The following is a 12,765-nucleotide window of genomic DNA, read 5'->3' as shown; positions in this document are numbered from 1 at the left end:
GTCACCGCCCTTGAGCAGGTGTGGATGGCTGGGAACGATCGCTCCGGAGATGGGTCGTGAGCTGCTGGAACCGTCCCCAGGCCGCCGGGTCCTCCCCGTCGCCCAGGGGGTAGTGCAGCGCCGGGCGGGACGTCGGGCCGAGCTCCGAGGGGCTCAGGTCGAGCGGCGGCCGGCGGGCGTGGTCGAGGCCGACGGCCCGCACGTCGTCCGGGCCCAGGGTGAAGGCGGCCGGGACGGGCGGCCCCTCCAGACGGGGCGCGGTGGTGAGGTCGGCGGGGGCCGCCTGCACGGACGTCAGCATGGTCACCAGGGAGTGCTCCGTGACCAGCTCCTCCGCCAGCGCCCGTACGCGGTCCAGGGGCGGCTTCTCGCCCTCCGCGTACCCGACGGTCAGGACCACGTCCTCCTCCACGCCCCTCGGCGTCCGGGTCACCCGCATCGTCGCGACGGCCGGACGCTCGGGTCGGCCCACCACGACCAGCTGCGACGGCTCGGGCATCCGCTCCCGGGCCAGGTCCGTCAACTGGCGTGGCGACCAAGGCAGGTTGACGGGCTCAGCCGTGCCCCAGCCGCCGGGCACCGAGCCGGTCAGGGTCTCCCACGCGGTCTCCAGCGCGCCGCCCAGCAGCAGCCGCTCGTCGGGCCGGTGCGCCGTACGGATCGCGACGATCAGCCGGCGGCCCGGCGCCTCCCCGGTACGGCGGGTGAACGCGGCGGCCACCGTGGCCCGGCCGTCCTCCGACAGCGCGGGCGAGAAGGCCCCGTCCCGCCAGCGCAGCACCGCTCCCGACAGGCCGTCGTAGTAGCCGCACTCCGGGTCCTGCACGACCCACCGGTTGGGGACGCGGGCCAGCGTCGTCCGGGCGGGGGCGCTCAGACGGACCCGGGGCGGGGTGACGATCTGCAGGGACCGCCGGGAGGCGACGGTCGTCCGCATGATCTCGGCGAGCCAGCTGGTGAGGGCGACCACCGGGCGGTCGATGAGGACGACCGCCGCGTTCTCCGTGACGACGTCCACGGCGGGCTGCCCGGACCCCGCCGACGGCACGGCGGACACATCGACGGCCTCCGTGCTCGCGGCCCCGGCCGGCCACGTGGTGCCGCCCAGCAGCGCGGTGAGCCGGCCGCACACCGCCCCGGCCAGCTTCTCCGCCTCCGGTACGGCCGTGGACGCCCGTGCCTCCGTCCACCAGTACGGGGCCTGGACACGCTGCCCGAGCAGCCGCTCCGCCTCGCCCGGCACCTGCACCAGCAGCGGGGACTCCACGGACACCAGGGGGCGTCCGCCGGGACCGTGCAGCTGGACGACCGCTCCGTCGGCCGCCGCCGACAGGTCCAGGTCGGAGCCGCCCGCGTACAGACTCGCCATGAGCGCCCAGACGTTGGGCATCGTCGGGGTGAGCGCGATGACGTCCTTGGTCATGTGAGGTCCTTCTCGGTGGTCATGGGGGTCCGTCCTGACTGGGCGTGCACGGGCGGGTGCGATCCCGGCCGGGCGGACACGGGCGGGTGCGATCCCGGCCGGGCCGTCGTGGGCGTGTGCCGTCCCGGCTGAGTCGTCACCTGGGGTCGGCCTCCTCGCCGGACAGCGCGGTCTGGATCAGCTGGTGGGCGCGGCCCCGGCGCACCAGCGTGCCCCGGCCCGGCGGCTGCGCGGACGGGTACAGGCCGGGGAAGAGCTGGCCCTCGCTCCGCTCGCCGGTCATCAGCAGGGCGGCCGTCCCGGTCTCGCGGAGCGTCTGGAGCAGCGGCTCGTAGACGGCCCGCGAGGCGCCCGCGGTCCGCCGGGTGATCACGAAGTGCAGGCCGATGTCCTGCGCCGACGACACATACGGCAGGAACGGCGACAGCGGCTGCTGCCCGGCCGTGGTGAGGATGTCGTAGTCGTCGACCAGGATCACGATGCGCGGCCCCTCGAAGGCGGGCTCGTCGGTCACCGCGTCCGGGTCCGCGGTCTCCGGCATCCGCTTCTCCAGCTCGGTCGCGATGCCCGACGCCAGCCCGGCCGCGAGCTTCGCGTTGTGCGCGTAACCGCCCCGGTACGGCTCCGGGACCACGCCCCGCAGTCCGCGCCGGGGGTCGAAGACGCCGAAGACCAGCTCCTCGTCCGAGTACCGCTCCACCAGTTGGCCGACGACCAGCTTCAACAGGTTCGTCTTGCCGCACTCGTTGTCGCCGAGGACCAGCAGATGCTGGTCGGAGCCGAAGAGGTCGAGGAGTACGGGGGCGAGGGCGTCCTGGTCGACGCCGATCGGGACCCGGCCCGGCTCGGCGACCGGTGAAGGCAGCCGGCCGGCGGGCAGCCGGGTCGGCAACACCCTGACGGGCGCTGCCAGTTCGCCGTGCCAGGTGGAGCGGATCGTACGGGCCGCGTCCTCCAGTGCCGGACCGAGGTCGCCCGTCGACGGCCTCCCGTCCAGGCGCGGCAGCGCCACCTGAGCGAACAGCTTGCCGTCGGTGAGGACCCGCCCCGGGGTGTCCGGCGACAGGGTCTGGGAGAGCTTGCGGTCGACGCTCGAATCGCTCGGGTCGTTGAGCCGCAGCTCGATCCGGGTGCCGAACATGGACTGCGTCGCGATCCGCACGTCGTTCCAGCGGAGCATGCCGCCGACGACGTGGATGCCGTAGCCGCCGCCCCGCTTCAGGAGGTCGACGACCGTGTCGTCCAGCTCGGCGAACTCGTCGCGCAGCGCGCCGAACCCGTCGATGAGCAGCACGATGTCGGTGGAGCCCAGTTCCCGCAGCCTGCCCTGGGCGCGCAGGTGCCGCAGCTGGTCGACGGAGTCGATGCCGTGCTCGCGGAACAGTTCCTCGCGCTCGATCAGCATCGTCCGCACCTCGGCGACCGTCCGCGCCGCCCGCTCCCGGTCGGCCCGCCCGGCGATCCCCCCGACGTGCGGCAGCCCGGCCAGTGCGGACAGTCCGCCGCCGACCAGGTCGAGGCCGTAGAGGGCGACCTCGGCGGGTGTGTGGGTCGCCGCGAGCGACAGCGCGAGGGTCCGCAGCAGCGTCGTCTTGCCGGACTGCGGGCCGCCGATCACGGCCGCGTGTCCGCCCGCCACCGTCAGATCGAGCACCCAGTGGCCCTGCCACTGCCTGGCCGGGTCGTCCAGCACCCCGAGCGGCACCCGCAACGGCCCCTGCCGGGCGGCCAGTCGCAGCCCGCGCTCGTCCACCTGGACGGGCCCGGCCGCCGCGTCCAGCGTGATCGCGTCGGGCAGCGGCGGCAGCCAGATCCGCCGCACCGGCCGCGCCGCCCCGGCGAGCCGGTCGACCATCACCGACATCACCGTCGGCCCGGTCTCCCGCTTGGTCGCCTTGGGCTCCTCGGGCGCGGCGCCCGGGGCGGGCGCGCCGTCCGGCGCGTTGTACGCCGGGTAGGGCCACACGAGTGGCGTCTCGTCGTCCTCCCGCGCGGCGAGCGCCGGCCCCCGGTACGCGCCGGACACGTACCCCGCCTTGAACCGTTCGTACGTCGAGGTGTCCACCTTGAGGTAGCCGAAGCCCGGCAGCGGCGGCAGATGGAAGGCGTCGGTGGTGTCGAGCACGGTCCGCGACTCGTCGGCGGAGAAAGTCCTGAGGCCCAGCCGGTACGACAGATAGGTGTCCAGGCCCTTGAGCTTGCCGCCCTCGATGCGCTGGCTGGACAGCAGCAGATGGACGCCGATGGAGCGGCCGATGCGGCCTATGGAGAGGAACAGGTCGATGAAGTCCGGTTTGGCGGTGAGCAGTTCGCCGAACTCGTCGATCACCACGAAGAGGTGCGGCAGCGGTTCGAGGTCCGGGCGGCTGCTGCCCCGCAGGGCCGCGTAGTGGCCGATGTCGGCGACGTTCCCCGCGTCCTTCAGCACCTGCTGCCGCCGCTTGACCTCTCCGGCGAGGCTGGAGTGCACCCGCTCGACGAGCCCCGCCTGGTTCTCCAGGTTGGTGATCACCCCGGCCACGTGCGGGAGTCCGGTGAACGGGGCGAAGGTCGCGCCGCCCTTGTAGTCGACCAGGACGAGCGCGAGGTCCTCGGGAGGGTGGGTGGCGGCGAGCGCCAGTACCAGGGTGCGCAGCAGCTCGCTCTTGCCGGAACCGGTCGCGCCCACGCACAGTCCGTGCGGGCCCATGCCCAGCTCGGACGACTCCTTCAGGTCGAGCAGCACCGGCTCATGACGGTCCGTCAGGCCGATCGGCACGCGCAGGAACTCCCGCTCGCCGCGCGGCGCCCACAGCCGGTCCAGGTCCGGCACCGCCGGGTCGTCCACGCCGAGCAGTACGGGGAAGTCGACGGGCCCGGTGACCGGGGTGCCCTCGGCCGCCGACTCGGCCGACAGCCTCAGCGGCGCGAGCAGCCGGGCGAGGCCCTCGGCCCCGGCGGCGGTCACGTCGTCGGAGGAGCCCTGCGCGACCGCGTGGCCCTCCCGGAGGTCCTCGACCTCGACCTGGTCGCCCCGCACGGTGATCCGCACCGACACCTGGTCCGGCTCGTGCACCTGCCGCTCCAGCAGGTGCAGCACGGTGACTCCCATGTCGCTGAGCCCCACCGCCGTGTCCGGCAGCGGCAGTTCGGCGGCCGTCTCCCCGTACTCGTCGCTCACCACCAGCATGCGTGACGCCAGCCGCAGGGCGCCCCGGTCGGCCAGCCCCCGGCGGACCTCCGCCGCGTAGGAGGCGCGCCGCCCCAGCTCATGGCGGAAGTGCCGGGCCAGCTGCGGCAGGCTCGGCGCGATCCGCCGGGCGGCCACCGGCCCGTCGTGCTCCTGGCCGTCCAGCACATGAGGCAGCCACTTCGCCCACTCCCAGTCGGACAGCCGCTCCCCGGGGACGCCGAGCGCCAGGGCCACGTCGTCCGGGGCGTGCGTCACGGCGACCTGGACGAGGAGCGCCCTCGCCACCCGCAGCACGCCCTCCCGGTCGCCGACGATGCTGACGTTGCCGGCGCGGTCCAACGGGACGGTGACCGGGCAGTCGTTGGCGACCGAGTAGCGGGCCAGCAGGGCACGCGCCTCGTTCAGCATGAACGGGTCCGGCGGAGTCATCACACCGCCCTGGTTCTGCCCGATGGCCAGCTCCGCCACCGGTACGTCGCCGGTGCCTACCCGCACCCGCAGGAAGTCCGCGTCCCGCCGCCTGCGCTCCCACAGCCGCGCGGGATCACGCACCAGGTCGTAGAGGGCCTCCGGAGGCGGATTCAGCACCCTCGCCAGCGTCCGCCGCTCGCGCTCCTCGGCCCCCAGCTCCTCGCGCAGCTCCTCCAGATACTCCAGGTACCGCTCCCGCTGCGTACGCCGGGTGCGCTGCGCCTTGCCGCGCTGCGACAGGAAGAGGGCCACCGCGCCGAGCAGCGCGAAGACCAGTACGACCGCGCCGAGCGCCGCGAACTGGCTGCTGCGGATCACGGTCATCATCACGACGGAGCCCATGACACCCGCCATCGGCAGCAGCGCCGTCGCCGCCGAGCCCGCCTTGCCCTCCGGGAGGTTCGGCGGCGGCTCGATCGTGCGGGGTTCGGCCGCGCCGAGCGGGCGGGTGCTGCGCGCGGGCCGGTGGACCAACTGCTGGGTCACGGACGGACCCCTTCTTCCCATGGGTGGTCGTACAGAGCGGTGCCGTGAGGGCGGTCGGACGACGCGGTGCCGGGCCGGCCGCTCATCGCATCCTCACCGCCCGGGTCATCGCCTCCGCCGCCAGCGTCACGGCCGCCTCCCGCGTGGCCTGGCCCAGCAGGGCGGTGCGGATGGGGCCGCCCTGGGCGAGGTGCCGGTCGTAGGGGACGGTGACGACGTGGACGCCGGACTCCTTCAGGTGCGCGACCGCCGTCTTCCGGTCCAGGGTGACGTCGGGCGAGTTGGCGGTGAGCGCCACGACCGTCGAGGCGAGCGCGGAGTGCGGCAACCGGCCCAGCCAGTCCAGGACCTGCCGGGTGCCGTTGACGCCCTCGGCGGTCATCGGGGCGACGACCACGCGTGCGTGCGCCGTGTCCATCGCCGTACGCGCCACCTCGCCCGGCAGCGTCTCGCAGTCCACGACGGTCACCGCGAAGTAGCGCCGCAGCGCGAGGGTCACCGTGCGGTACGTCCGGATGTCCAGCGGGGCGCCGACCCGGCCCTGACTGGCGGGCAGCAGCCAGCCGCCGTCCGACACGGGCACCAGATAGCCGGTGACGTCGGTGAGCTGCATCGCCGGGTTGAGGATCCGCGCGAGGTCGGCCGCCGCCCAGCGCACCGAGTCGGCGCCCATCCGCACCGGCAGCGTGCCGAGCGCGGCGTCCGCCTCCAGGGTGAGCACCGGGTCGTGCCGGTAGTGGTTGAACGTCCGCCCCAGCAGCGCGGCCACCGTCGACTTGCCGACGCCGCCGCGGATCGACGTCACGGCGATCACCCGCCCCGTCGTCACCGGCTGCTGCAACTCCTGTGCGATCCGCGTCTCCTCCGCCACATCCTGCGCGGCGGACGCCGTCAGCTTCTTGATCGAACGCCCCGTACGCCGGGCCACGGAGTCCCCGTGCTGCGGCCGCCCCAGCGCATGCGCCAGCCGGGGATCGATGGTCGGCACCGACTCCGGTGTGTGCGCCGGGGACTGCGGCACCCGGGAGCCGCGCGGCGTCGGCGGGGCCGGGGGTGTGGTGCGGGGGGCGGGGCGGGGGTCGCCGGGCTGCTCGGGCAGGCCCGGCGGCTGCGCGGACGCCCGGGGGACGTCGACGCGGGGGTCCACGCCGGGGCCGGGCTCCCGAGGCCCGAGCTGAACCTGTGGCCGGACACCGGGCGTGGGCTGTACGGGCGCCGGGTGCACGGGCGCCCCCGGCATCGGCCGGGGCCGCGGCTGTGGCTCGACGGCTGCGTGCTGCACCGGCACCGGGTGCCCGGGAAGAGGCTGCACGGGCACGCCCTGCACGGGCACGCCCTGCACGGGCACGCCCTGCACGGGCACGCCCTGCACGGGCACGCCCTGCACGGGCACGCCCTGCACGGGTCCCGGCTGTACGGACCCTGGTGGCACGGGTCCTGGCCCTGCCGCCTCCGGCTGCACCGGCCCCGGCCCTGCCGCCTCCGGCTGCACCGGCCCCGGCCCTGCCGCCTCCGGCTGCACCGCCTCAGGCCGCCCCGGCACCGCCTGTCCCGTCCTGTCGCCGCCGTCCTCCTCGGCCGGCCCGGACGGGACCGAGCGCACCAACCGGAGCGTCGGCTCGGCCCGCCGCGCGGTGCCGGCGGGCGTACCCGCGGTGCCCGGCGCGGCATCGGCCCCGGACGGTCCCGAACCGGACGCGGCACCGGCGCCCGCGTTCGACGCCGCGCCCTCCTGTCGCAGTTCGCGCAGCACGTCCCGCTGCCAGTCCCCTGCCTGCGCCATGTGCGCCCCCAGCTCCTAAGCGAAGGTGTCGAGCAGTCGCCCGTACACGCCGAACACCCCGATGAGCAGCGGGAACAGGGTGATGACGCCGATGGACTCCAGTGTGTCGCCGAGGCGCCGGAGCCGGACCCGGACATGCTCCGCGGGCTGCACGGCGAGCACCAGCAGCGGCAGTGCGGCCAGCAGCACGAGCACGGCGAGCGGACCGGCCGCGTCGCCGGACCGGTCCACCCAGACCGCGACCAGCCGCACCGCGAGCACCGCGGCCGCGCCCAGCAGCACCACGACCTCCGCGACCAGGGGGAACGCCCGGGAACGCAGCGCGAGGACGACCATGGTGACGACGGCCAGCAGGAGGGTCCACTTGGTGGGCGCGCGCAGCGCGAACACCCCGGCGGCGGTGGCCGACACGGCCGTCGTCACCGTCGCGAGCACCAGCCCCCGGTGGGTGGCCGTGAGCGCGGCCGCCACCTGGTAGCGGCTCACGGAGGCCCCGCCGGAGCGCCGGTCGTCGAGCCCGGAGAGGCCGGACGCCATCAGCGCGAGCCGGGGCAGCAGACCCAGCACGATCACGGAGACGACGGCGAGGACGGCGCCCACACGGGCCTGTTCGTCCATCGGCGCCGGTCCCGACACGAACGCCGCGACGCCCAGCCAGCACACCGCGGCCCCGGCCAGTGCCCCGGCCCCGACCAGCCCGCCACGCCCGAGCGGGCTGAACAGGCCGAGCAGGGCGAGCGTGACGATCCCGGCGCCGGCCAGCGCCGCCACCCGTGCGGTGCCGGACCAGTCCTGGGCGTCGGCCAGCGTCGAGGCGCCGAGCAGGCCCAGCGCCCCGCCCGTCGCGATCAGCGTCGTGGCGAGCCCGAGCTTCCTCAGCCGCCCCAGCAGCGCGCCCGTGAGCGCGGCGACCACGGCGACGGCGAGCAGTGCGCCCGCGACGGTTCCGGCCGCGTACTCGGCACGTGCCAGCCAGCCGGCGGCCAGGGCCCAGCCGACCGTGGCGAGCCCTGCGGTGACCCGCCGTGCGGCCGGGCCCCAGCGCAGGCCGCGTGCGTCGAGGTCCTCGGCGGCCTCGTCCGTGACGTCGTGCACGACGGGCGCCGACGGGGCGTCCTCGGCGCGCACCAGGCGCAGTACGGCGCCGTCCGGAACCCCGGCCGACTCCAGCGTGCTGTCGTGGGCGAGCGCGCTGCCGTCCGCGGTGACGAGATGCCGCAACTCCGGCTGTCCGCCTACCCGGTCGTCGAGCAGCCGCATCACCTCGGGCAGCAGCAGCCCGACCGGTTCCCGCGACGGCAGCACGAGATCCACGCGCCGCCGCTCACCGACCAGCGTGACCCGGCTGAGTGCCGTGCGACCGCCGGTCGTCTCCTGGCTCAGGGCCCCCGTAGACATCACGCGTTCGAACCTATCACCGGGTAGAAGTGCTGGTCGGAGAGGTGGAGGAGGCCCCGGACGGGCTCGCCGAGGGCGTCGCGGACGGCTGTACCGAACTCCCGTAGGGGCTCTTGCCGATGATGCGGTTCGACACGAACGACCACCCCACACATCCCGCGCACAACACCGCCGCGATGACGATCCCGGCGAAGACCTTCCCGATCCGTTCGTCCACCGAGCGCCGCTGCCGCTGTGCCCCGAACAGCAGGGCGTCGCGCAGCCGTCGACGGCGCACCGACACCGACTCCAGCAACTGGCTGTCGTAATCCTGCGCCGCCACGGCTGCCTTCCCTCACTCCCTGTTCACGCGCTCAGCGCGGAGGACGCCGGCCGGCGTCAGCCGATCTGGTCGACCGCCGCGCGGGCCTTGGCCAGCGTGGACTGGGCGGTGCCGTCGTTCTGTTCCAGTGTGGTGCGCACCAGGCGGATGATCTCGCGGACCTCGCCCGCGGCCTTCTTCCAGCGCTCTTCCTTGCCGTGGTAGTCGTCGGAGACACCGTCGGCCTGGAAGTCGGTCATCGCGGCCTTCACCGCGGCGTCGCGGTCGCTGAGCACGCGCTCCAGCTGGCCCACGATGGTGCCGAGCGAGGTCTGCACCTCACCCGAGGCACCGGTGTCGTACGAACGGCGGTCCTGGTTCTGACCCATGGTTGATGTCCCCCTGTGGCTCTCGTGGGCTCTCGTGACTCTCGGGCTCTCGATGAACGGGCCGGTGGCCGGTGGCCGGTGGCTAGCGCGCGCCGAAGCGGGCCGCGTCGAAGTTCGCGAGGCCCATGTTCTGGTTGGCGTTGTCCTGGGACTCCACGTCACCGGTGCCGAAGGCGTTGTCCATGCCCGACTGGCCGCCCAGGATCGCGGCGAGCGAGCTGTTGAGGTCCGCGGTGATCTCGTCCGCGCGGTTCTTGAACGAGTCGAACGCCAGCTTGCCCGCGCCGTTGAACTTGCCCTCCAGCGGCTCAGCCGCGCTGATCAGCAACTGGATCAGCGTCCCCAGGTCGTCGCTCGAACCGAGCGTGCTCTTGCCGAGGTCCGCCAGAGTCGTCGACCCCATGTCGAACTTCACGTCGTGTCCACCCCCGTGTGTCTGGGTCACCTACGTCCCCGCCATGCTCCCCCACACCCCGTTGCACCCGCAACGCACTTGCCCGCGAAGTGACATGATCGGGACATAACTCGAACAGGGCTGTGGCGCGGGCGCGTTGGCTCGCGCCCTCCGTGGGGCCGATCCGCCAGGAGCCACTGCGGCGGTCGGCCCCGCCGCACGACGCTCCGGCTGAGCCGCCGCACTGGTGCCTGTTGCGGCACTAGGTTCCCGTCGGCGGCGCAGTCGGTGCCGGCGGAGCCGCGGCGGCGTCCCTCGCGGGCAGGCCCGGGATCAGCGCCGCCGCCACAGCCAGGTGCATCAGGGCCAGCGCGGCCCGGGTGCCGCCGTCCATGCCGTCGCCGGTCAACGGCAGGAAGGACACGGCCAGTACGGCGACGGCCACTCCGGTCCAGACGGCGCGGGCGCGCCGTACTCCGAACCGCTCCAGCGCGGCCAGCAGCCCCCAGCCTGCGAGGGCCGCCAGTAACGCGACCGACGCCACCGGCGCCGCGCCGATGTCGAGCGTCCGCTCGCCGTCGGTGATCCGCAGCCGGTGCCCCAGGACCGGGTCCGCGACCAGCCACACCAGGACGGGCGCCACGGCCGCGAGGCCCGAAGTCGTCAAGCGCCGTCCCCGCGTGCTCACTTGGCGCCCCCCGCCAGCGCGCCGTGCAGGAAGACCTCCACCAGCTCCTGGGTGCTCATCTCCGGCTCGTCCTCCAGGTGCGGCTGGGTGAAGAGCAACCCGAAGAAGAGGGCCGCGATCTGCTCCGGCGGCCGGCGCAGCGCGGCCCTGTCGGGCTCCAGCAGCTCCGCGAGGGCCGCGCGGATCCGGGTCGTCGACTCGTCGCGCCCCGCCCCGCGCACCGTGCCGGGGTGCTTGCCGCCGCGGTGCCCGGAGGCGTGCAGCGAGCCGGCGATCGCACCCATGCGGGCCAGGTGCGCCTGAAGCGCCTGGGCGGCCTCCGCGAGCCGGTCGGGCAGCGGCTGGGAGATCTCGATCGCGCCGAGTTCGCGAACCGCGTGCTCGGGGGAGAGCGCCTCCGCCAGGCAGGCCTGCAGCAACTCGTCCTTGTCGGCGAAGACCCGGAAGATCGTGCCCTCGCCGATGCCCGCGGCGCGGGCGACCTTCGCGGTGGTCACCGCGGCGCCGTACTCGGCGATCAGCGGGATCGTGGTCTGGATGATCATCGCGCGCCGCTCCTCCGGCGACATGCCGGGAGCGCGGCGGCGCGTGGTCTGGCTTTCCTTCGGTGCTGTCATGACTCCGAGAGTACGGAGTGAGTGCTCACTCCGTCAATGAGTGAGCACTCACTCCGCATTCGGGCAGGGGGGGCCATCGGCGTGCCGAAAAAACTTCAGGAGCCCGTGCAACCCTCACCCCGCCCCGCGGGTCGTACTCGGTGTCAGGACTTCTGGAGGGGGATCTGGGGGGATCGCGGGGGTTCTGGCGGGGGAGGGGAAAGCCGAGGGGCCCGGTCGTCGACCGGGCCCCTCGAAACGTGTACGGCCCTTCGGCGGAGTGCCCCGCTCAGAAGAACACCCCGCAGCGCAGCAGCACATTCGCGTACGGCCGCGCCTCCCCGGTCCGTACGACCAGCCGCGCGTCCGCCGACAGCTCCTTCAGCCGCTCGTGGGGGACCAGCTCCAGCCCGGCGAAACGGCCGGCCAGCAGGGCCGCCGCCTCCGGATTGGCGTCCCGGACCTCGTGCGCGGCGGTCGCGCCCTCGACCACGAGCTCGTCGAGCAGCCCGTCCAGCACCTCGGCGAACGACGGCACCCCCGCCCGGAACGCGAGGTCCACCACGCGAGGCCCCCGCGGCACCGGCATCCCCGCGTCGCACACCAGCACCCCGTGCCCGTGCCCCAGTTCCGCGAGCGCCCCGGCCAGATGACGGTTGAGTATCCCGGCCCGCTTCACCGCCCCCCACCCTCCAGCGCGACGACCTCCTCAGCCGTCGGGAAGGACACCTGCGCCCCGGCCCTGGTGACCGCCACCGCCCCGACCCGCGCCGCGTACGCGGCGGCCTGTACCGGCTCCTCGCCCGATCCGAGCCTCCACGCCAGCGCAGCCGTGAACGCGTCACCGGCACCCGTGGTGTCCACGGCAGCCACCTTCACGGCCGCCACCCGAGCGGTGCCCTCGGCGGTCGCGACCAGCGCGCCCTCCGCGCCCAGCGTCACCACCACAGAGCGCGGCCCGAGTGCCAGCAGCGCCCGCGCCCAGTCCTCCGGCGACCCCGCCAGCTCGCCCCCGGCGATGACCCGCGCCTCGTGCTCGTTGACGATCAGCGGATCACAGGCCGCCAGCACCTCCCCGGGCAACTCCCGCGGCGGCGACGGGTTCAGCACGAACCGCGTGCCCTCCGGCAGCCGCCGTACGACCTCGACCACCGTCTCCAGCGGGATCTCCAGCTGCGCCGACACCACCCGGGAGCGCCGGAGCAGCGGGTCCGCGGCCCGGACGTCCTCGGGGGTCAGCCTCCCGTTGGCGCCGGGGGACACGACGATGCTGTTGTCGCCCGTCGGGTCCACGGTGATCAGGGCCACCCCGGTGGGCGCCCCGCCGACCAGCACCCCCGCCGTGTCGACCCCCGCCTCGCGCTGCGAGTCGAGCAGCAGCCGGCCGTTGCCGTCGTCGCCGACCCGCGCCAGCAGTGCCGTGCGAGCCCCGAGCCGGGCCGCCGCCACCGCCTGGTTGGCGCCCTTGCCGCCCGGATGCACGGCCAGGTCGGAGCCGAGCACCGTCTCACCGGCCCCCGGCCGCCGCTCGACACCGATCACCAGGTCGGCGTTGGCCGATCCCACGACCAGGAGGTCGTAGTCGTACATGAAGCATCTCCCTGTGCTGGGTTGGAGCCGCCCGGCGGCCGGTCGCGCCGCCGGGCGGAAATGCCGAGGCGGCC

General features: G+C 74.5%; 11 protein-coding genes. All 11 read right to left on the bottom strand.

Annotated elements, in window-relative coordinates:
* Position 1: 1 nt before the first annotated feature.
* Entirely contained in the window at positions 2–1,423 is a 1,422-nt protein-coding gene (locus AC067N_RS07680) for a DUF6177 family protein (RefSeq protein WP_478677985.1), read from the bottom strand.
* 136 nt (positions 1,424–1,559) lie between these two features.
* On the bottom strand, positions 1,560–5,552 hold the full coding sequence (gene eccCa / locus AC067N_RS07675) for a type VII secretion protein EccCa (RefSeq protein ID WP_478677984.1): 3,993 nt from the start codon (positions 5,550–5,552) through the stop codon (positions 1,560–1,562).
* Between the two features lie 82 nt (positions 5,553–5,634).
* On the bottom strand, positions 5,635–7,335 hold the full coding sequence (locus AC067N_RS07670; protein WP_478677983.1) for a CpaE/TadZ family protein: 1,701 nt from the start codon (positions 7,333–7,335) through the stop codon (positions 5,635–5,637).
* 15 nt (positions 7,336–7,350) lie between these two features.
* On the bottom strand, positions 7,351–8,733 hold the full coding sequence (gene eccD, locus AC067N_RS07665; protein ID WP_478678290.1) for a type VII secretion integral membrane protein EccD: 1,383 nt from the start codon (positions 8,731–8,733) through the stop codon (positions 7,351–7,353).
* A gap of 16 nt (positions 8,734–8,749) precedes the next feature.
* Positions 8,750–9,055 carry a hypothetical protein gene (locus AC067N_RS07660; RefSeq protein ID WP_478677982.1) on the bottom strand — a complete coding sequence of 102 codons (306 nt, stop codon included), beginning with the start codon at positions 9,053–9,055 and terminating at the stop codon, positions 8,750–8,752.
* Positions 9,056–9,111: 56 nt separating this feature from the next.
* Positions 9,112–9,423 (bottom strand): pore-forming ESAT-6 family protein, encoded by a 312-nt coding sequence (locus AC067N_RS07655; RefSeq protein ID WP_055521555.1) that lies wholly within the window; start codon positions 9,421–9,423, stop codon positions 9,112–9,114.
* An 82-nt stretch (positions 9,424–9,505) separates the two neighbouring features.
* Positions 9,506–9,838 (bottom strand): hypothetical protein, encoded by a 333-nt coding sequence (locus tag AC067N_RS07650; protein WP_048821142.1) that lies wholly within the window; start codon positions 9,836–9,838, stop codon positions 9,506–9,508.
* Positions 9,839–10,079: 241 nt separating this feature from the next.
* Positions 10,080–10,505, bottom strand: a complete 426-nt coding sequence (locus AC067N_RS07645; RefSeq protein ID WP_478677981.1) for a DUF6069 family protein — start codon at positions 10,503–10,505, stop codon at positions 10,080–10,082.
* Positions 10,502–11,122, bottom strand: coding sequence for a TetR/AcrR family transcriptional regulator (locus AC067N_RS07640; protein WP_478677980.1), 621 nt, complete (start codon positions 11,120–11,122; stop codon positions 10,502–10,504). The genes AC067N_RS07645 and AC067N_RS07640 overlap by 4 nt, the downstream gene beginning before the upstream one ends.
* 268 nt (positions 11,123–11,390) lie before the next feature.
* Positions 11,391–11,780: a D-ribose pyranase gene (rbsD, locus tag AC067N_RS07635; RefSeq protein ID WP_478677979.1), complete on the bottom strand. Its 390-nt coding sequence runs from the start codon at positions 11,778–11,780 to the stop codon at positions 11,391–11,393.
* Positions 11,777–12,691 (bottom strand): ribokinase, encoded by a 915-nt coding sequence (locus AC067N_RS07630; RefSeq protein WP_478677978.1) that lies wholly within the window; start codon positions 12,689–12,691, stop codon positions 11,777–11,779. Before AC067N_RS07630 ends, rbsD begins: the two co-directional genes overlap by 4 nt.
* Positions 12,692–12,765 lie beyond the last annotated feature (74 nt).

The organism is Streptomyces sp. NPDC042364 (assembly GCF_056437585.1).
The sequence above is the reverse complement of the archived record's forward strand: the minus strand, read 5'-3'. Positions and strand labels throughout refer to the sequence as shown.

Excerpts from the sequence above, each read along its gene's own strand:
- AC067N_RS07680 (WP_478677985.1), bottom strand. The coding sequence starts at position 1,423 with ATGACCAAGGACGTCATCGCGCTCACCCCGACGATGCCCAACGTCTGG.
- eccD (WP_478678290.1), bottom strand. The coding sequence starts at position 8,733 with ATGTCTACGGGGGCCCTGAGCCAGGAGACGACCGGCGGTCGCACGGCA.
- AC067N_RS07655 (WP_055521555.1), bottom strand. The coding sequence starts at position 9,423 with ATGGGTCAGAACCAGGACCGCCGTTCGTACGACACCGGTGCCTCGGGT.
- AC067N_RS07630 (WP_478677978.1), bottom strand. The coding sequence starts at position 12,691 with ATGTACGACTACGACCTCCTGGTCGTGGGATCGGCCAACGCCGACCTG.
- AC067N_RS07640 (WP_478677980.1), bottom strand. The coding sequence starts at position 11,122 with ATGACAGCACCGAAGGAAAGCCAGACCACGCGCCGCCGCGCTCCCGGC.
- AC067N_RS07670 (WP_478677983.1), bottom strand. The coding sequence starts at position 7,335 with ATGGCGCAGGCAGGGGACTGGCAGCGGGACGTGCTGCGCGAACTGCGA.